The 18,231-nt window shown below is 66.6% G+C and carries 17 protein-coding genes; 4 read left to right on the top strand and 13 right to left on the bottom strand.

The features are described 5' to 3' along the window. Positions 1-119 precede the first annotated feature (119 nt). Both ACUDP5_RS19990 and ACUDP5_RS19985 read left to right on the top strand, forming a co-directional pair. Positions 120-2,504, top strand: coding sequence for a catalase (locus tag ACUDP5_RS19990; protein WP_263913627.1), 2,385 nt, complete (start codon positions 120-122; stop codon positions 2,502-2,504). Between the two features lie 146 nt (positions 2,505-2,650). Then, positions 2,651-2,851 carry a hypothetical protein gene (locus ACUDP5_RS19985; RefSeq protein WP_263913628.1) on the top strand — a complete coding sequence of 67 codons (201 nt, stop codon included), beginning with the start codon at positions 2,651-2,653 and terminating at the stop codon, positions 2,849-2,851. 99 nt (positions 2,852-2,950) lie between these two features. Here the strand turns inward: ACUDP5_RS19985 and ACUDP5_RS19980 are convergent, their stop codons facing one another. From ACUDP5_RS19980 to ACUDP5_RS19950, 7 genes are all read right to left on the bottom strand, one after another. Continuing rightward, the gene (locus ACUDP5_RS19980; RefSeq protein ID WP_445657003.1) at positions 2,951-3,208 is read right to left on the bottom strand and encodes a hypothetical protein; all 258 of its coding nucleotides are present in this window, start codon (positions 3,206-3,208) and stop codon (positions 2,951-2,953) included. Between the two features lie 213 nt (positions 3,209-3,421). Next, positions 3,422-4,432, bottom strand: a complete 1,011-nt coding sequence (locus tag ACUDP5_RS19975) for a transketolase family protein (RefSeq protein WP_263913630.1) — start codon at positions 4,430-4,432, stop codon at positions 3,422-3,424. Next, entirely contained in the window at positions 4,429-5,292 is an 864-nt protein-coding gene (locus ACUDP5_RS19970) for a transketolase (protein WP_263913631.1), read from the bottom strand. The genes ACUDP5_RS19975 and ACUDP5_RS19970 overlap by 4 nt, the downstream gene beginning before the upstream one ends. Positions 5,293-5,320: 28 nt before the next feature. Further along, positions 5,321-6,580, bottom strand: coding sequence for a TRAP transporter large permease subunit (locus ACUDP5_RS19965; RefSeq protein ID WP_263913632.1), 1,260 nt, complete (start codon positions 6,578-6,580; stop codon positions 5,321-5,323). A 15-nt stretch (positions 6,581-6,595) separates the two neighbouring features. Continuing rightward, complete coding sequence (locus tag ACUDP5_RS19960; protein ID WP_445657002.1) at positions 6,596-7,126, bottom strand: TRAP transporter small permease; 531 nt, start codon at positions 7,124-7,126, stop codon at positions 6,596-6,598. Between the two features lie 71 nt (positions 7,127-7,197). After that, complete coding sequence (locus ACUDP5_RS19955; protein ID WP_263913634.1) at positions 7,198-8,190, bottom strand: TRAP transporter substrate-binding protein; 993 nt, start codon at positions 8,188-8,190, stop codon at positions 7,198-7,200. Positions 8,191-8,226: 36 nt separating this feature from the next. Next, positions 8,227-8,976 (bottom strand): SDR family NAD(P)-dependent oxidoreductase, encoded by a 750-nt coding sequence (locus tag ACUDP5_RS19950; RefSeq protein ID WP_263913635.1) that lies wholly within the window; start codon positions 8,974-8,976, stop codon positions 8,227-8,229. Between the two features lie 123 nt (positions 8,977-9,099). Here ACUDP5_RS19950 and ACUDP5_RS19945 point away from each other — a divergent pair, with 123 nt between their 5' ends. Then, positions 9,100-9,996 carry a LysR substrate-binding domain-containing protein gene (locus tag ACUDP5_RS19945; protein ID WP_445657001.1) on the top strand — a complete coding sequence of 299 codons (897 nt, stop codon included), beginning with the start codon at positions 9,100-9,102 and terminating at the stop codon, positions 9,994-9,996. 88 nt (positions 9,997-10,084) lie between these two features. Here ACUDP5_RS19945 and ACUDP5_RS19940 read toward each other — a convergent pair whose 3' ends face one another. Continuing rightward, positions 10,085-10,999: a LysR family transcriptional regulator gene (locus ACUDP5_RS19940; RefSeq protein WP_263913637.1), complete on the bottom strand. Its 915-nt coding sequence runs from the start codon at positions 10,997-10,999 to the stop codon at positions 10,085-10,087. Positions 11,000-11,231: 232 nt separating this feature from the next. On the opposite strand from ACUDP5_RS19940, the gene ACUDP5_RS19935 reads away from it, so the two are divergent. Continuing rightward, positions 11,232-12,362 carry an MFS transporter gene (locus tag ACUDP5_RS19935; RefSeq protein ID WP_445659193.1) on the top strand — a complete coding sequence of 377 codons (1,131 nt, stop codon included), beginning with the start codon at positions 11,232-11,234 and terminating at the stop codon, positions 12,360-12,362. Between the two features lie 37 nt (positions 12,363-12,399). On the opposite strand, the gene ACUDP5_RS19930 is transcribed toward ACUDP5_RS19935, so the two are convergent. From ACUDP5_RS19930 to ACUDP5_RS19910, 5 genes are all read right to left on the bottom strand, one after another. Continuing rightward, complete coding sequence (locus ACUDP5_RS19930) at positions 12,400-13,419, bottom strand: XdhC family protein (RefSeq protein WP_445657000.1); 1,020 nt, start codon at positions 13,417-13,419, stop codon at positions 12,400-12,402. Continuing rightward, positions 13,406-13,993 (bottom strand): nucleotidyltransferase family protein, encoded by a 588-nt coding sequence (locus tag ACUDP5_RS19925; protein WP_445656999.1) that lies wholly within the window; start codon positions 13,991-13,993, stop codon positions 13,406-13,408. The genes ACUDP5_RS19930 and ACUDP5_RS19925 overlap by 14 nt, the downstream gene beginning before the upstream one ends. A gap of 10 nt (positions 13,994-14,003) precedes the next feature. Further along, the gene (locus tag ACUDP5_RS19920) at positions 14,004-16,295 is read right to left on the bottom strand and encodes a molybdopterin cofactor-binding domain-containing protein (RefSeq protein WP_445656998.1); all 2,292 of its coding nucleotides are present in this window, start codon (positions 16,293-16,295) and stop codon (positions 14,004-14,006) included. Continuing rightward, complete coding sequence (locus ACUDP5_RS19915; protein ID WP_445656997.1) at positions 16,292-16,765, bottom strand: (2Fe-2S)-binding protein; 474 nt, start codon at positions 16,763-16,765, stop codon at positions 16,292-16,294. The genes ACUDP5_RS19920 and ACUDP5_RS19915 overlap by 4 nt, the downstream gene beginning before the upstream one ends. Positions 16,766-17,390: 625 nt before the next feature. Continuing rightward, positions 17,391-18,140, bottom strand: coding sequence for an SDR family oxidoreductase (locus ACUDP5_RS19910; protein WP_263913672.1), 750 nt, complete (start codon positions 18,138-18,140; stop codon positions 17,391-17,393). Between the last annotated feature and the right edge of the window lie 91 nt (positions 18,141-18,231).

Genomic DNA, 18,231 nt, shown 5'->3' with positions numbered 1-18,231 from the left:
ACAGGGCATGCACGCCAGGGGGCCGCCGTACCCGTGTCAGGTATGGCGCTTGCTGGATGACTCCGATCAAGCCGTTCGCGGCGGGCACCGGCTGATCCGGTGTGTACAAGGAGATCTCCATGGCAAGCAAGAAACCCGGCAAGACCCAGACCCAGGGCCCCGTCGATACCGCCTTCAACAATACCGACAGCGGGCCCGCCACGCCGCCGGCCGCCAGCGGCGGTTCCGCGGCGATGCAGCGGGCGGCGGCGGTGGCCGCCACCGTGCAGGCGATGCCGCACAACCCGTCCAAGGCGCAGGAATATGGGGACGAGGGCGCCCGCTGCCCTTACCGGGGCGAACAGGCCCCGCCGCCCGATGCCTCGGTGGGGGCCAGCACCCTGTCCGAGCCGCAGCAGAACGCCAAGACGGGCGAGCCGGCCGAGCCCGGCGTGAACGCGGTCGCCGGCCAGCTGGCGCGGGTGCGCGCCGATGCCCAGGGGCAGGCGCTGACGACGAACCAGGGCGTGCCGGTGAGCGACAACCAGCATTCGCTGAAAGCGGGCTTGCGCGGCCCCGCGCTGCTCAAGGATTTCATCCTGCGTGAAAAAATCACCCACTTCGACCATGAACGCATTCCGGAACGCATCGTGCATGCGCGCGGGTCGGCCGCGCATGGCTACTTCGAGTGCTATGAACCCCTTGCCGATCTGACCCGGGCGTCGATCTTCGCCAAGAAAGGCAAGCGCACCCCGGTATTCGTGCGCTTTTCGACGGTGGCCGGGGAGCGCGGGTCGAAAGACACGGCGCGCGACGTGCGCGGCTTCGCGGTCAAGTTCTACACCGATGAGGGTAATTGGGACCTGGTGGGCAACAACATGCCCGTGTTCTTCATCCAGGACGCGATGAAGTTTCCGGACCTGGTGCATGCCGTCAAGCCCGAGCCGCATCACGGCATGCCCCAGGCGGCGTCGGCGCACGACACCTTCTGGGACTTCGTGTCGCTGATGCCGGAATCGACCCACATGCTGATGTGGCTGATGTCGGACCGCGCCATTCCCCGCAGCTATCGCATGATGCAGGGCTTTGGCGTGCACACCTTTCGCTTCGTCAACGACCAGGGCGAGTCGCACCTGGTGAAATTCCATTGGAACCCGGTGGCCGGCACCCACTCGCAGGTGTGGGACGAAGCCGTGAAGATATCGGGCGCCGATCCGGACTTCCATCGCCGTGACCTGTGGGAGGCCATCGATGCCGGCCATGGGCCGGAGTGGGAATTGGGCGTGCAGGTCTTCACCGAAGAAGACGCCGAGCGCTTCAGCTTCGACGTGCTCGATGCCACCAAGATCGTGCCGGAAGAACTGGTGCCGGTTCGTCCCATCGGCCGCATGGTGCTGGACCGCAACCCGGACAACTTCTTTGCCGAAACCGAACAAGTGGCGTTCTGTACGGCGCATGTGGTGCCGGGCGTGGACTTCACCAACGATCCCTTGCTGGCCGGGCGCATCCATTCTTACGTCGATACGCAGATTTCGCGGTTGGGCGGCCCCAATTTCCACGAGATTCCGATCAACGCGCCGCTGGCGCCCGTGCACAACAACCAGCGCGATGGCATGCACCGGCAGGCCGTGCACCACGGGCGCGTGGCGTACGAGCCCAATTCGCTGGGCGGCGGCTGCCCGTTCCAGGCCGGCATGGAAGGCTATGTCTCGTTTCCCGAGCCTGTCAGCGGCGACGAGCTGCGCGGCCATCCGGAACGGTTTGCCGAACATTACAACCAGGCGACCCTGTTCCTGAACAGCCAGACAGACTGGGAACGGCGCCATATCGTGAACGCCTTCGCCTTTGAACTGAGCAAGGTCACCGTCGCCGCCATCCGGCAGCGCATGGTGGCGTCGCTGCGCAATGTCTCCGATGACCTGGCGCAGGCGGTGGCGGACAAGCTGGGCATGGCGCTGCCCGATCCCATGCCGCGTGCCCTGCGCGACGTGCCCCAGCCCGAAGTCGAACAGTCGCCCACGTTGTCGCTGACCGCGCGGCCCGGCGAGGTGGGCGTGGTCACGCGCAAGGTGGCCATCCTGGTCGCCGAAGGCGTGGACGGCGCTGCCGTCTCGGCGGTGGCGCAAGCCTTGATCAAGGCCGGCGTCGTGGTGCGGCTGGTGGGCCAGCGCATCGGTCCGGTGGGGACGGCCGGCAGTGGCGCGTTCGACGCCGACGCGTCGCTGGACAACCATCCGTCGGGCCTGTTCGACGGGGCCGTGGTGCCTGGCGGGGCGGCGGCGGTCGCACGCTGGAACCAGGACGGCCGCGCGCTGGAATTCATCCGCGACAGCTACCGCCATGGCAAGACGCTGCTGGCGGTGGGCGACGGCGCGGCGCTGCTTGAAGCCGCGGGTATCGATCTGGCACAGGAGGATGGCGGCCTGGTCGTCGGCGCCACGCCGGCCAAGGCCACGGCCGCATTCATCGAGTCGTTGGCGCGCCATCGGCACCCCGAACGGGAAACCGACCCGGCGCGCCTCTGACGGCGCGGTACACGGCGGTTCGGGCACTGGCCACGAACCGCCGTGGCGCCAGCCTGGCGTTGTCGGGTCCGCCTCAGGCACGCCACTTGCTGGAGATGGTCGGCCATGCCTGATGGCTCTCCTGGAGTACACCCATGCTTACCGCTATGTCTGGAACCCTCGCTGCGCCGCAACAACCCGTGGTCACCGAAGCCGAACGGTGTGCCCGCCGAACGCTGGAGGCCGCTCAACGGCTGCTGCATCCCCAATCCGCCGTCACCACCGCCACCTCGACGATCGAGCTCGAGCTGGCGCGGTATGTCAAGGAAGCCTACGTGCCGCGCAAATCCGTCTGGGCGGAGCGTTGAGCGACGGGCGTCAAGCCCTCGAACGCCATCAGCTATTTCTTCGATCATTTCGCCGCCCGCAGGCGCGCCCGCCAAGGCACGCGCCCGGCGGGCGGTGGTTCATGACGCCAGCACGCGAGACGCCAGATTGAGCAGCGTCAGCAACGCCGTCCCGATCAACCACAGCATCAAGGCTGGCCATAGGCGGACCAGCCGCACGCGCAGCGTCGAGGGCGACGCGGCCGCGGACGGCGGCGCGGCGGCCTGAAGGCGTTCAGCATTGGCGGCGGCAAGGGGGCGTAAAGGCGTGCCGGGCTCGGGGGACACCAGCGTGTTGCCGATCAAGGTAGAGGACGAAGCAATTTCCGGGGAGATCACAGTAAATCCTGCCTTCCGCGTCGGTAGTAGCCCGCAGGGAGAGTTGAAGGGGGATTGCCTGGAGCAAACGGCGTGCCGCGGGGCAGGCGCGGTTGCGGATTGTCACCAAGTCAGCGGGCGTATCCCCCTTCCAGGCCGTGGCCTTGCCCGATAGCGGCCCGCACGGGGCGGGCGCGGCGCGCAGTGTCCGCAATGCGCGCCGCCTCGCATCGTTCAGGCCAGCCAGCGCTTGATGCGGCCGGCCAGCGCCTCTCGGCTGATGCCGTAGCGGTCATGCAGGGTGGGCAGGGCGCCGGCGTCGAGAAAGGCGTCAGGCAGGCCGGCCATCTGGAACCCGGCCGGCTGCACCCGGTGCCGCAGCAAGGCCGCGGCGACGGCTTCGCCCAGGCCGCCGATCACGGAATGGTTTTCGGCCACGACCACCAGCCGGTGCTTGTGGCGCACCGCCTCGACCAGGCTGGCCTCGTCCAGCGGCTTGATGGTGGGGCTGTGCATCACCGCCACGTCGATGTTGTCGCGCGCGAGGTCTTGCGCGGCTTCCAGCGCCCGCATGGTCAGGATGCCGCTGGAAATGACGAGGACGTCTCTGCCTTCGCGCAGCATTTTCGCCTTGCCCAGCTCGAAACGGTAACCCTCGATCTCGTCCAGCACCAACGGCACCTGGCCGCGCAGCAGGCGCATGTACACCGGCCCCGCATGCTCGCCAATCTGCGCGACGGCCTGCTCGATGTCCAGCGCGTCGCAGGGGTCGACGATCGTCAGCCCCGGAATGGCGCGCATCATCGCCAGGTCGTCGGTTGCCTGGTGGCTCGGCCCATAGCCGGTGGTCAGGCCCGGCAGCGCGCAGCAGATCTTGACGTTGAGGTTTTCTTCGGCGATCACCTGATGGATGAAGTCATAGGCCCGCCGCGTGCCGAACACGGCGTAGGTCGTGGCGAACGGGACGAGACCTTCCTTGGCCATCCCGCCCGCGGCGCCCATCAGCAGCTGCTCGGCCATGCCCATCTGGAAAAAGCGCTCCGGGTGGGCTTGGGCGAACAGGTGCAGGTCCGTGTATTTGGCAAGGTCCGCGGTCAGCCCGACGACGTCCGGGCGCGACTGTGCATACGCGACCAGGGCCTTGCCGAAGGGCGCGGCCCGTACGCGTTGCCCTTCGGAGGCGATCGACGCAATCATGGCCGACGTCGTCAGGCGGGGTTTTTGCTGGGTGCTGGCATTGCTCATTGCCGGGCTCCTTCGATCAGGGAAGCGGGGCGGTTCTGGTCCAGGATGTCCAGAGCCTGTTGCCATTCGGGCGGATCGACCCGGATGAAGTGATTCTTCTCACGCTGCTCGAGAAACGGGATGCCCTTGCCCATGCGGGTGTCCAGCAGGATCACGCGCGGCTTGCGATCCGGCAGATTGCGTGCGGTGTCGAATGCCTCGACAACGGCGGCCAGGTCGTTGCCGTCCACGCGCTGCACGTGCCATCCGAAGGCGGCCCACTTGTCGGCCAGCGGCTCGAATCCCAGCACCTTGCCTGACGGGCCATCGGCCTGCTGGTTGTTGATGTCGACCAGGCAGACGAGGTTGTCCAGTTCATGGTGGGCCGCACCCAGCGCCGCTTCCCAGGTCGACCCTTCGTCCAGCTCGCCATCCGACATGGAGTTGTAGACAAAGGCGGGGTTGCGCTTGTGCTTCAACCCCAGTGCGATGCCGACGCCGATGGCCAGGCCCTGGCCAAGCGAGCCGCCAGAGATTTCCATGCCCGGCGTGTAGCTCGCCATGCCCGACATGGGCAGGCGGCTGTCATCGCTGCCGTAGGTGTCCAGCTCGCTTTCCGGGATCACGCCCGCCTCGATCAGCGCCGCATAGTGGGCGATGGCATAGTGGCCGTGGGACAGCAGGAAGCGGTCGCGGCCTTCCCATTGCGGGTCGCCTGGCCGCAGCGTCATGGCGTGGCGGTACGCCACGGCCAGCACGTCGGCCCAGCCGAGCGCCTGCCCGATATATCCCTGCCCCTGCACTTCACCCATGCGGACCGCATACCGGCGGATGCGCCACGCGGCGGCCATCAGGCCGCTCAAAGACCCGGATTGCTCCATTTGAAGTTCCCTTTTGTTTGACAAGTTTTCAATGCAGGATGCTCGCCGGCACGTAGGAGACGAGCCCCAGCACGGCAAACGCGACCAGATAGAAGGGCACCAGTTCGCGAACGGTCTGGCCGACCTTGACCTTGGCCAGGGCGCTGGTGATGAACAGCGTGGTGCCTACCGGCGGCGTGTACAGGCCGATGGCCAGGTTCACGACCATCATCACGCCAAGCTGCGTCATGTCCATGCCGATGCTCTGCGCCAGCGGGACGAAGACCGGCGCCAGCAGCAGCACGGCCGCCGGCAGGTCGATGAACATGCCCAGGAACAGCATCATCAGGTTCATCAGCAGGATCACCAGCCATTTGGCATGCACGTTGTCCTGTACCCAGTGGGCGATACCCTGCGGCGTCTGGTCGAACGTCAAGAGCCACCCGATCGCTGACGAGGCCATGATCACCAGCAGCACCACGCCGGTCGCCAGGCCGGCATGGACCACGGCGGCGTTGAGCCGCTTCCAGTCCAGGTCGCGGTACAGCACCGCGGAAACCAGGCCGGCGTACAGCGTCGACAGGACGGCAACCTCGGTCGGCGTGGCGATGCCGAAACGCAGGAAGACGATGATCAAAAGCGGCAGCACCACCGCGGGCAGGGCGTAAAGCAGATGCCGGCGAAAGGCCGCGCCGTCGAAGGGCGCCGTGTCCCGCGGGAAGTTGCGGCGCCGGCCCACCCACCAGCATGCCGTCATGAATCCGGCGCACAGCAGCAGGCCCGGCAGTATCCCCGCCACGAACAGCGACGCGATGGACGCGTTGGCCGTCAAGGCAAACAGGATCAACGGGATCGAGGGGGGAATCAGGATGTCGATCGTTGCCGCGGCGGCCAGCGTGGCGGCCGAGAACGCGGCAGGGTAGCCCAGCCGCTTGTGCCACGGAATCATCAAGGAACCGATGGCCGAGGCGTCCGCCACCGCCGAGCCCGATACACCGCCGAACAGCGTGGACGAGAGCACGCCGACCTGCGCGGGTCCGCCGTGATAGCGGCCGATCAGCGCCGACAGCACGCCCACCAGCGCTTCGCCGAGCTTGCCGCCCATCATGAGCGAACCCGTCAGCATGAAAAAGGGGATGGCGATCAGGGGAAAGCTCTGCACCTGCGCGACCATCTGCTGCACCAGCACGTCCAGGGGCACGCGGTCCGTGGTGGCCACGGCCGCCGTGGCGGCGATCAGCAAGGCGTGGGCGATGGGCATGGCGGCCACGGCCGCGCCCATGAACAAGACAAGTATCAATGCACTCATGTCGGGTCTCCCTGTTTACCAGTGCACGGCGGGCGCCTGCGGCTCGCCTTCGGGCTGCGCCGCGGCTTCGCAGCCACGCCAGCTCTGCCATGCGGATTGCGCCGCCAGCACGGCGAGCAGCAGCATGCCGCCCATGACGCACGCATAGGTGAGCGAGCCGGGCATCTGCAGGATGGGAGACTTCTCGTCGTGGACGATATCGAGCATATTGAACGTCGCCCACGACAGGGTGGCGTACAGGGCGGTGACGGCCGCCCAGCTCAGGGTGGCCACCACGCGGCGCGTGCGGGCCGGCAGCGCGTCCATCATGAAAGTGGTGGCGATATGGGCGTTGTGCAGCGCGGCCAGCACCACCCCCGACATGACGAGCCACGGAAAGAGCAGCTCGGGTATCTCGTTGGCCCACTCCAGGCTTGATCCGGTCGCGTATCGCAGGCCGGTGTTGATGACGAGGATCACGAAGATCACCGTGGTGGATAGCCAGAGGATCAGGCGGCACAGGCCGTCGATGATCCTGCCGACCAGTCCGTGTGGATCGGTATTCATGTTGTCTCCTGCCTTGTGCGCGGTCCGCCGGCGTGCCCGCCGGGGCGGGACGCGGGCGGCCGAAGGACGTGTCAGTTGCCGCGCGCCGCGGCCAGAACCTTCTTGACGTAGGGGCCGATGGGACTGGCCAGCCATTTCTCGTCCACCGAGGCGGTGGCCTTGGCGAAGCCCGCCGTGTCAGGCGTCGTGACCAGCACGCCCTGGGCCTTCAGTTCCGCCAGCAGCCTGACGTCGGCCTCCTGGCTCAGCTTGCGCTGCAGCGCCGACGCTTCGTCGGCCGCTTCCTGCACGACTTTGCGGTCGGACTCGCTCAGGCGATCCCAGGTGCGCTTGCTCATCAGGAAAGGCGTCATCTGGAACTGATGATGGGTCATCGCCAGATGCTTCTGCACCTCGTACAGCTTGCTGGCCTGGAAGTTCACCAACGGGTTTTCCTGGCCGTCCACCACGCCTTGCTGCAACGCCACGTAGAGTTCGGCGAACTTGATCTGCTGCGCCTGCGCACCCAGGGCATTCATGATGTCGACCAGCGTGGCGTCAGGCGGCACGCGCATCTTCAGGCCTTTCATGTCCTCGACCGTGTTGATGGGGTGCTTGCTGTTGGTCATCTGGCGGATGCCGTTGTCCCAGGTTCCCAGCAGGATCAGGTTCTTGCTGGCCGACTTCTCGGCAAGCTCCTTGCCCAGGGGGCCATCGAGCAGCTTGAAGGCGGCGCCGGCGTCCCGGAACAGGAAGGGCATGCCGTAGGCGGCGTATTCTGGAACCGCGGCCGCGACGGCGCCTTGCGAATTGGCGCTGATGTCCAGGGCGCCGGTGCGCAGCGCCGTCACCATGGCGGCGTCATCGCCCAGTTGGCCGGACGGCGCGACCTGGACTTCGATGCGTCCGCCGGTCTTGGCCTTGAGCACCTGCGCGAATTTCTCCGACGCCTCGTGGCGCGGATTGCCCACGGCCGCGCCATGCCCCAGGGTCAGCTTGATGTTCTGCGCCTGTGCCGCCAGCGGCAGCAGTGCGGCGGTGGCGAGGGCCGCCAGGCCCGTGCGAAGCAGTGTTCTGCTTTTCATGATTGGTCTCCTCCGATGGTGATGGGGTGCTGCGGATCAGTGAATCAACATGCCCCCGTTGACGTCGAGTGTGATGCCCGTGCAGTAGGCCGACAGGTCGCTGGACAGGAACACGCAAGCGCCCGCCACGTCGTCGGCCCTGCCCAGCCGCGCCAGCGGGATGGTGCCTTCGATATCGGCCTTGCGCTCGGCCGACAGTTTGCCCTGCGTGATGTCGGTCTCGATCAGGCCGGGGGTGATGCAATTGACGCGGATGCCGTCTGCGCCGAATTCGCGCGCCATGGCGCGGGCCAGCCCCAGGACGCCCGCCTTGGCGGCCGAGTAGTGCGGTCCGCCGAAAATGCCGCCGCCGCGTTGCGCGGACACCGACGAAATGCACACGATGGCGCCGGCGCGTTGCGCCTGCATGGCCGGCAGCGCGGCCTGCGACAGGTAGAGCGTGCCGCGCAGGCTGACGTCCAGGATCCGGTCGTAGTCCGCACCCGTGATTTCCAGCGTCTTGACCGGCTGCGTAATGCCGGCGTTGTTCACCAGGATGTCGATCCTGCCGTAGGCGTGGATGGCTTGTTCGATGGCGGCCACGCAGGCGGCCTTGTCGGTCACGTCCGCCACCAGACCCAGATGGCCGTCGCCCAGCCGGGCGGCGGCGGTGGCCGGCTCCGCGCGCGCCAGGTCCAGGATCACGACGCGCGCGCCGTGGGCGGCCATCTGGCGCGCGGTGGCAAATCCCAGTCCGTTGAGCCCTGCGCCGCCGGAAATCACGGCAACCTTGTCCTTGAGCAGCATCTGTCGTCCTCCTGTCGTTGTCATGTCAGTGCGGACTATTCTGGGTGCCTGCTAGCATTAAGACAAACGATGTGTCATCAGTCTAAGATGACAGATCTTCATCTGAAGTCAGGGTCTACCCCCATGCCTGCTCTGCCGCCCATCGCCAACCTGCTGGCGTTCGAAGCCGTCGCGCGCCGGCGCAGCTTTGCGATTGCCGCGACCGAGTTGCATCTGACCGCATCGGCGGTCAGCCATCAGATTTCCCGGCTGGAAGCGGACCTGGGCGTGCGGCTGTTCGAGCGCAGTGCCCACGGCGTGCGCCTGAGCCGCGCGGGCGAACAGTACCTGGCGCGCATCGGCGGCGCGCTCGCGGCCATCTCGACGGCCACGGAAGACCTGCGCCAGGGCGTCAGCAACAGCGTGTACGTGCATTCGGCGCCCAGCATCGCGAGTCTCTGGCTGGTGCCCCGGTTGCGGCGCTTTGCGCTGGCGCATCCGCAGGTGGCGCTGAATCTGTCGGCGGCCCATTCGCACAGCGATTTCGCGCTGGGCCAATCGGACGTCGACATCCGCTATGGGGTACCGCAATGGGACGACGTCGTGGTGGAACCCCTGTTCGAAGAGCGCATCCTGCCGCTCGCGAGCGCGGCGTTCATTCGCGAGCATCGCATCAAAAGGGTGGATCAATTGCTGGACGTGCCGCTCATCCAGAGCAACGTCAGCGTCATCCAATGGTCTGACTGGTTCGGCCGCTATTCCGAGCGCCGCGCGCCGGACCACTTCACGATCCGCTTCGATCGGGCGCAGATGTCCCTGGACGCTGCGGCACAGGGGCTGGGCGTGGCGCTGGAAAGCGCCACGATCGCGGGCTCGCACCTGGCCGCGGGCGGGCTGCGGCCCATCTTCGGCATGGCCAAGTCCATCGCGGTGAAGGCCCATTTCCTCGTCTACCCGGCCCGGCACGCCAAGCGTCCCTCCGTGGAGGCTTTTCTGGCCTGGATTCACGCCGAGGCGGCCAGGACCGTGGCGCAGGAATGAGTGCCGGGCCGGTACAGGGGGGCGATGCGGGTCGGCAAGCAGGTGCGAGGAAGGCGCGGGCCAGGCAGTCCCTGTCCCGCACAACCGGCTAACGCTTCTCGGGGGCCGGCGCAGGCGTCAATCGCAGCGCGTTGAGCACCCGCGAGAACGCGGGTGAAGGTTGCCGCCGGCTCGGGTAATACAGGTAGTAGCCGGGGAAAGGCGGGCACCAATCTTCCAGCACGCGCACCAGTTGTCCGTTCTCGAGGTGGGGCGCGAACTCTTCTTCGGGCAGGGACGCGATCCCCAATCCCGCCACCGCCGCGTCCACCATGCCGGGCGAGGTGTTGAAGATGAGCTGGCCATCCACACGCACGTTCACGGTCTGGCCGCGGCGCTCGAAGTCCCAGGTGTAGAGACCGCCCGCGGTCTGCATGCGCATGTTGATGCAATTGTGCTGGAGCAGGTCGCGCGGCGTCCTGGGAACCGGGCGTGTCTTGAAATACGCAGGCGATGCCGCGATCGCCATGCGCAGCTTCGGCCCGATCGGCATGGCAATCATGTCCTTGTCGATCGTGTCACCCAGCCGCACGCCCGCGTCGTAGCGGTCGGCCACGATGTCCCGCAATCCGTAGTTGATGTCGAACTCGATCTTGATGTCGGGGTAGTCGAGCATCAGGGGCGTGAGCTTGGGCAGCAGCGTGGTGCGCAGGATGTGCTCGCCACAGGTGATGCGCACCGTGCCGGCTGGCTTGTCCCGCATCTCCGTCAGCTCATCCAGCTCAGCGCCGATTTCATCGAAGCGATGGCCGATGGCATTGAGCAGCCGCTCGCCGGCGGCGGTGGGCGACACGCTGCGCGTGGTGCGCGTGAGCAGCCGGATATCCAGGCGCGCCTCCAGGCCGCTGATGGCCTGGCTGAGGGCCGACTGCGTGACGCCCAGCAGCGAGGCGGCGCGCGTGAAGCTGCCTTCGCGCGCCACGGTGACGAAATACAGAAGATCGTTGAGGTTGCGTTTGACCATGGCAGCAGTTTTTCACGAACCATTCATTAGTACAACTAATAGCGTCTTTAAGTTTTCATTAGCTAGTCAATCTGGTGCCGACGCCGCAACATGCAGGGTGTGGTCAATGCCGTTGCGCCTGCCGACCCTGGCACGCGCATGCAATGTCCGAATCGAGAGGGTCAAGTCCTTGGCACATGCCTGTTTCGCTCCATCGCGAGCACAACCCGCCCATTGGAGTGGCGTGTTCGCCATGTCGCTGTGCGTGTTTGCATTGATCGCGTCCGAATTCATGCCGGTCAGTCTGCTGACGCCGATAGCGGCCGACCTGCACGTCACCGAAGGCCTGGCCGGGCAGGGCATCGCGATCTCCGGCGCATTGGCCGTGTTCGCCAGCCTGTCGATCTCGTGGCTGGCCGGCGGCATCAACCGCAAGACGCTGCTGCTGGCGCTGACTTCGCTGATGGCCATCTCCGGCGCCGTGGTGGCGCTGGCACCGAACTACCTGACCTACATGGCGGGCCGGGCGCTCATCGGCGTGGTCATCGGCGGCTTCTGGTCTTTGTCGGCGGCTACGGCCATGCGCCTGGTGCCCGCCGACCAGGTGCCACGTGCCCTGGCGGTCTTCAATGGCGGCAACGCGCTGGCGACGGTGATTGCGGCGCCGCTGGGCAGCTACCTGGGGTCGGTGGTGGGCTGGCGCGGGGCGTTCTTCTGCCTGGTGCCGGTGGCCGCGATTGCCTTGGTCTGGCAGGGGATCAGCCTGCCGGCGATGCCCGCCCAGGCACGCGAGGCGGGCTCGGGCAACGTCTTCAAGGTGCTGGCAAGCCGGCCGGTGGCATTGGGCATGGCCGCCTGCGGCGCTTTTTTCATGGGACAGTTCGCGCTGTTCACCTACGTGAGGCCCTTTCTCGAGACCGTGACGCACGTGAGCGTATCCACGCTGTCTCTGATCCTGCTGGCGATCGGCGTGGCCGGCTTCATCGGCACGGCACTGATCGGCGCCGTGCTCAAGCGCAGCGTGTACGGGACGCTGATCGTCATTCCCGCCCTCATGGCCGTGATTGCCCTGATGCTCATTCCCTTCGGCGCCCGGGTCGCCGGCGTCGTCGTGCTGCTGGGGCTGTGGGGCCTGATGGCGACCTCGGCCCCGGTGGGCTGGTGGAGCTGGATCGCCGAGGCGATGCCGCACAACGCCGAGGCAGGCGGCGGCCTGATGGTCGCGGTGATCCAGCTGGCCATCGCCCTGGGGTCGACCGTCGGCGGCTTGCTGTTCGACTCGGCGGGCTACGCCAGTACCTTCATGGCCAGTGCTGCCGCGCTGCTGTTGGCGGCCTGCCTGGCTTTTCTCACCTCGCGTTCGCCCTTGCGGCAGGCCGCCTGAACCGTAACGCCGACGGGACGTGGCATGCGGATGAGTGCTAGTCGCAGGTCAAGGAATCCCGCTGCTGCTTGACTTGCTCGACGGACAGCGTCGGCGGTAGCGCGACGCCATTCTTGACCGCAAGGATTTCCGCCATGATGCTGACCGCGATTTCCGCGGGCGTCCGGCTGCCGATGTAGATACCGACAGGCGCGTGCAAATGGGCGAGAGATGCCGGGGTTTCGCCAAAATGTTCCATGAATCGCTGCTTGCGGCTGTTCGTGTTGCGACGCGAGCCTATGGCGCCGACATAGAAGGCGGGGCTGTGAAGGGCTTCCAATAGCGCAAGATCGTCCAGCTTGGGATCGTGGCTCAGGGCGACGATGCACGTGCGTGCGTCAGGCTGCAGCGCCTGAACGGCGTCATCGGGCATTTCACGGGTGATGGGTACGCCCGGAACCGACCAGCTGCCCAGGTGCTCCACGCGCGGATCGCAGACCGTCACTGAAAAATCGTTGAACAAGGCCATGGTGGCCAGGTATTCCGCCAGTACTCCGGCGCCGATGAGCAGCATTCGGTATTGCGGCCCCAGGGTGTGGGTCAGGGTCGCGCCGTCAAAGCGCAACGCTTCGGGCGCCGAAGTGGGCGTCAACGTCACCGCGCCAGTGGCCACGTCGACGGTGCGCTGGACGAGCTGGCCCGCTTCCAATTGCCGGACCAGGGCGTCGAGCGTGTCGAATGCCGGCTGGAACTCCAGCAGCAATTCCAGCGTGCCGCCGCAAGGCAAGCCGAAGCGGTGGGCTTCGTCCGCCGTCACGCCGTAACGCACCCGTTCGGGAACCTGTCGGGGAATGCCCCCCGCGCTGCAGGCAAGGGTGTAGCGATGTATCAGGTCATCTTCGATGCAGCCGCCAGACACCGAGCCGACACACCGCCCGTCTCCCCGCAGCGCCATCATCGAGCCGGCGGGGCGCGGCGAAGACCCCCAGGTCTTGACGACCGTCGCCAGCAATAGCGGGTGTCCCTGCGCATGCCAGGCGCAGGCTTCCCGCAGTACCCGGACGTCAACGGTTTCCATGCGAATGTTCCTTGGCAAGGCTGCGCACCGAGAGCATGGCCTGGGCGCGGTTCAGATCGTCCGGTGTGTCCACGTCCATCACGATTCCCGGGTCGTTCAACTGCAGTTCCAGCACGCCGTCATGCTGGCGGTATGCGCGCACGATGGAGGCCGCGCCCGTGTCCCCGCGAAGCGCCATCAGCGCCTGTGCGCATTCAGGCGCAAATCCGACGGGATGCCCCTGCCGGCCGTTCCAGAGCGGAACGACCACGGGCTGGGAGGCCAGGCCTTGCGCCACCCGGCGCAAACTGTGCGCCTCTACCAGGGGCAGGTCGCCAGGCAGGATCAGCCAGCCGGCGGCATCTTGCGTGGCCATGACCCCGCGGGCAATCGAGCGGCCCATGCCGTTCTCGGGGATCGCTGGCCCGGGCCGCACCACGTGGCATGGCAGGCCGGAATCGGCCACGGCTTGCAGCACATGCTCAAGCACCGGCACGCCTGCCAGCAAGGCGTCGAGTTTGTGCGTTGCACCGCCCGACTGGCGAAATCGCTCACCCTGGCCGGCGGCCAATACGATGATGGTCGGCTGTTTCATGGTCCGCGGGTCAGGCGAGGGTGCGCACGGGCAGGCTGCGAATCCGCTTGCCGGTGGCGGCGAATATGGCGTTGCAGACGGCGGGCGCCACGGGAGGCACCGGCGGCTCGCCCACGCCGCCAGGCGGCAGGGCGTGATCGTCGTTGACCAGATGGGTCCGGATCACGCGGGGTGACGCGTTGTGGCGCAGCACCTCGTAGTCGTGGAAGTTGCTTTGCTTCACACGGCCCTTTTCAAAGGTGATTTCGCTGGTGAGCGCCAGGCTCAAGCCCATGATTGCGCCCCCTTCCAGTTGCGCGCGGATGCGCTCGGGGTTGACCTGCGGGCCGCAGTCTATCGCCATGTCGACGGAAACGATGCGCACCTGGCCCTTTTCATCTACCGCGACCTCGACCACGGCGGCGGTGTAGCTCATGAAGCTGTAGCAGAAAGCCAGGCCCAGGCCGTGTCCCTTGGGCAGGGTCCTGCCCCATTCTGCGCCTGCGCATGCCGCGTCGATGACACCACGAAGGCGGCCCGTGTCGTAAGGGTAGCGCTCGGGAGATTCGGAGTAATTCCAGGTATCGCCCAGCGTCCCCGGGTCGATCCGGCGGGCCGGGCCGATGAGCTCGAGCGCGAAATCCTTGTGGTCCTTGCCCGCGCGCTCGGCCAACTCGGCAATGAAGCATTGCGCTGCGAAGGCGTGCGGAATGTTGGCGACAGAACGGAACCATCCGATGCGGGCATGCGCCTCGACTTCGGCCGTTTCCACCCGCACGTTCGGTATGCGGTAGGGCATGTTGATCGCAGACATGGCCGATTCGAACATCTGCTGCCCTTTGGCCCCTTCGGAGAAGAGCGACGCAATGGTGGGGGCGGCGCTGCGGTGCAGCCAGGATTGCACCTGACCCGTCTTGTCCATGACGGCTTCCAGCCGCTCGACCGATACGGTATGCAGGTAATCGTGATGGATGTCGTCTTCGCGCGTCCATACCAGCTTGACTGGCGTGCCTTCGGGCATGGCGCGGGCGACGATGGCGGCTTCATCGACGAAGTCGGGCTTGGACTTGCGGCCGAACCCTCCGCCCAGCAGCAGCACGTTCACTTTCACGTTGGCGGGATCAAGCTTCAGGCGGGCAGCCACGGCATCGCGCGCCGCCACCGGGTTCTGGATCGAGGTCCAGACATCGGCGTGGTTGCCGTTGATCTGCACCGTGGCCACTGGCGGCTCCATCGAGGCATGGGCCAGATGCGGCACGTAGTACTCCGCCGCCAGGCGGTCGGCCTGCGGCGCCTGGGCCCAGGCTTGCCCGGCATCCCCTTGATTGCGTATCGACTTGCCGGGTCGGCGCGCCGCCGCCTCCAGGGTCTGGCGGTAGGCCGTGGAATCGTATTGGCCATTCGGGCCGTCGTCCCATTCGAGCTCCAGGGCATCGCGGCCCTGGCGGGCGGCCCAGGTGTTGCGGGCGACGACCGCGACCCCCCCCAGTGGCTGGAACGCGGGGGCCCCCTTCATCGCCGGGATCTCGACGACTTTCAGCACGCCGGGCACGGCCAGCGCCTTGGCGCTGTCGAAGCGACGCAGTGTGCCCCCGACGACGGCAGGGCGCGCCACCACGGCATAGACCATGCCGGGCAGGTGCATGTCCATGCCGTAGCGTGCCTGGCCTTTGCCGATGGCCTCCAGGTCCACCAGGCGCACCTGGTCCTTGCCGATGTACCGGAAATCGGCCCGATCCTTGAGCTTGAGCGCATCGCCGGTGGGCACGGGCTGCCTGGCCGCGTCGGCCGCCAGCTCGCCGTAGGTCAAACGGCGCCCGGTGGGCGGATGCAGCACCTCATGCTGCACTGCCTTGACCTGAGAGAGGGGAACGGACCATCGTGCGGCCGCGGCGGCCTCGAGCATCTGGCGGGCGGCCGCGCCCACGCGCCGCATGGGCATCAGGAAGTGGCGGACGCTGCGGGAGCCGTCCACGTTCTGGTTGCCGTAGCGCACCTCGTTGGCTTCTGCCTGGATGACTTTCACGCGATCCCACCGCGCTTCCATCTCGTCGGCCACCACCATGGGCAGGCTGGTGCGAACGCCCGTGCCCATTTCGGCTCGGTGCGCCACGATGGTGACGGTGCCGTCGGCGGCAATGCTGACGAAAACCAGCGGGTCCTCGACCGTGCCGCCCGGCATGCTGTCGGCGCCATACTGCTTGTCGGTGCCGTCGGCCGCCCAGGCGGTCGTGATGAATCCCTTGGCCGAGACGGCCAGGGTCAGGGCGCCCAGACTGCCCTGCAGGAAGCCGCGGCGGGAAAGTTGAGCGGTGCGCGTCATTGTTTGCCCCCTTGGGCCAGGCGGTTGGCAGCCTGCCGGATGGCGGCGCGGATGCGAGGGTACGTGCCGCAGCGACAGATATTGCCGCTCATGGCGTCTTCGATATCCTGATCGGTCGGCTGGGACGTGGCTTTCAGCAGGCTTACCGCCGTCATGATCTGGCCCGCCTGGCAGTAGCCGCATTGCGCAACGTTCTGTTCTATCCAGGCTTGTTGCACCGCTTGGCCGATGGCGTCGGCCTCGATCCCTTCGATGGTGGTGATACGGTGACCCGCCGTGGCCGAAAGGGGGGTGACGCAGGAACGAATGGGGGCGCCATCCATGTGCACCGTACAGGCGCCGCACAATGCCATGCCACATCCGAACTTGGTGCCGGTCATGCCGAGCTCGTCCCGCAGGGTCCAGAGCAGCGGTGTTTCGCCGGGAACGTCGACATCCTTGACTTGGCCGTTGATGTGAAGTTGGGTCATAGCGGATTCCAGGTTGCAGGTTTGGAGACTCTACGGGATGTGCGTCCCGGGCGGGAGGACAACGCCTGATTATTCCTCAGCGCGTGCATTAGCGCACCTCATAACCCCTATAAGCGAACCGAGCCTGCCTGGCGACGGTACGCCGTCGTTCGCGGCCCACTTCCGTCGGCGTTCAGCGTCGCGCCCCGCAAGGGGGGGTAAGACGATTCTGAAAATGATCGTGCTGATGTCGACGCCCGGGTCTGCCACGACATAATCCGCGAGTCGTTGCAAGACATTGCGCGATGTTCCTTGTTGTTCGATTCCAGCTGTTCTTCCAAAAAGTGGCTCCCTGTCGGGATTGATGTCGTATTGCCCGGCGGGACATGACGCAGACCCAAGAGGGAAAAATGAGAACCAAGCAGTCGCATCACCAAGTAGCGCCGGGACCTGGCCTGCCTTACCTGCCGCGGGCGCGTCTGGCCGTCGTGGCGACGCAGGCCGCCTTGCTGGCTCAGGCAGCAGCCGGGCCGGCGCAGGCGCAGCCTTACGTCAATTACGATGGCACCCGTACCCGCGATCGGGTCTCTCCTGGCGTGCGGGCGAGCGCTTCTGAAACAGGCTGCGCCGCGGCGCGCCGCACGGCTCAGACCTGTGCCATGCCGCCGTCGACGAAGAGCTCGACGCCATTGACGAAGCTGGCGGCATCCGAGGCCAGAAACGCCACCACCTTGCCAATCTCTTGCGGCTCGCCAAGACGACCCAGCGGCACCTGTGCGGCCAGGTGATCGAACAATCCCTGACGGGCCTCGTCCGGGACCAGGCCGCCCAGCCCCGGCGTGCGGACCGGCCCCGGGCTCACGACATTCACGCGGATGCCGCGGTCTTTCAGATCCAGCGCCCAGGAGCGCGCAAAGTTGCGCACCGCCGCCTTGCTGGCGCTGTAGACGCTGAAATTCGCCGTGCCCAGGATGGAAACCGTCGACGCCGTGAGAATCACCGAGGCGCCATCGACCAGAAGCGGCAGGGCCTTTTGCACCGTGAACAAGGTGCCGCGCACGTTCGTGCCGAAGATGCGATCGAAATGCGCTTCGGTGATCGCGCCCAGCGGCAACATATCGCCGCCGCCGGCATTGGCAAACAGGATGTCGAGCCTGCCGGCGCTTTCGGCGATCTGTGCGTAGACGCGATCAAGGTCGCTCAGCACCGAGGCGTCGGCGCGAATGCCCGTGGCTGCGCCACCGAGACTGGCCACGGCGGCATCGAGTTCCGCCTGGCGGCGTCCGGTGATGAAGACGCGCGCGCCTTGTGCCGCCAATTCCTGAGCGGTGGCCAGGCCGATGCCCGTGGTGCCGCCGGTGACCAGTGCGATCTTGCCATTGAGTTGCTGATTCATGATGAGCTCCAAGTCCTGATAAGAAAGGTTTCAGTCCAGCCGTTCACCGGACTCATTTCCGTGTGAAGCGTTGTTGCTGACTGGCATGGAG

The organism is Achromobacter sp. NCFB-sbj8-Ac1-l (assembly GCF_052695805.1).
The sequence above is the reverse complement of the archived record's forward strand: the minus strand, read 5'-3'. Positions and strand labels throughout refer to the sequence as shown.

Excerpts from the sequence above, each read along its gene's own strand:
- ACUDP5_RS19990 (WP_263913627.1), top strand. The coding sequence starts at position 120 with ATGGCAAGCAAGAAACCCGGCAAGACCCAGACCCAGGGCCCCGTCGAT.
- ACUDP5_RS19985 (WP_263913628.1), top strand. The coding sequence starts at position 2,651 with ATGTCTGGAACCCTCGCTGCGCCGCAACAACCCGTGGTCACCGAAGCC.
- ACUDP5_RS19975 (WP_263913630.1), bottom strand. The coding sequence starts at position 4,432 with ATGAGCAATGCCAGCACCCAGCAAAAACCCCGCCTGACGACGTCGGCC.
- ACUDP5_RS19970 (WP_263913631.1), bottom strand. The coding sequence starts at position 5,292 with ATGGAGCAATCCGGGTCTTTGAGCGGCCTGATGGCCGCCGCGTGGCGC.
- ACUDP5_RS19965 (WP_263913632.1), bottom strand. The coding sequence starts at position 6,580 with ATGAGTGCATTGATACTTGTCTTGTTCATGGGCGCGGCCGTGGCCGCC.
- ACUDP5_RS19960 (WP_445657002.1), bottom strand. The coding sequence starts at position 7,126 with ATGAATACCGATCCACACGGACTGGTCGGCAGGATCATCGACGGCCTG.
- ACUDP5_RS19955 (WP_263913634.1), bottom strand. The coding sequence starts at position 8,190 with ATGAAAAGCAGAACACTGCTTCGCACGGGCCTGGCGGCCCTCGCCACC.
- ACUDP5_RS19950 (WP_263913635.1), bottom strand. The coding sequence starts at position 8,976 with ATGCTGCTCAAGGACAAGGTTGCCGTGATTTCCGGCGGCGCAGGGCTC.
- ACUDP5_RS19945 (WP_445657001.1), top strand. The coding sequence starts at position 9,100 with ATGCCTGCTCTGCCGCCCATCGCCAACCTGCTGGCGTTCGAAGCCGTC.
- ACUDP5_RS19940 (WP_263913637.1), bottom strand. The coding sequence starts at position 10,999 with ATGGTCAAACGCAACCTCAACGATCTTCTGTATTTCGTCACCGTGGCG.
- ACUDP5_RS19935 (WP_445659193.1), top strand. The coding sequence starts at position 11,232 with ATGTCGCTGTGCGTGTTTGCATTGATCGCGTCCGAATTCATGCCGGTC.
- ACUDP5_RS19930 (WP_445657000.1), bottom strand. The coding sequence starts at position 13,419 with ATGGAAACCGTTGACGTCCGGGTACTGCGGGAAGCCTGCGCCTGGCAT.
- ACUDP5_RS19925 (WP_445656999.1), bottom strand. The coding sequence starts at position 13,993 with ATGAAACAGCCGACCATCATCGTATTGGCCGCCGGCCAGGGTGAGCGA.
- ACUDP5_RS19920 (WP_445656998.1), bottom strand. The coding sequence starts at position 16,295 with ATGACGCGCACCGCTCAACTTTCCCGCCGCGGCTTCCTGCAGGGCAGT.
- ACUDP5_RS19915 (WP_445656997.1), bottom strand. The coding sequence starts at position 16,765 with ATGACCCAACTTCACATCAACGGCCAAGTCAAGGATGTCGACGTTCCC.
- ACUDP5_RS19910 (WP_263913672.1), bottom strand. The coding sequence starts at position 18,140 with ATGAATCAGCAACTCAATGGCAAGATCGCACTGGTCACCGGCGGCACC.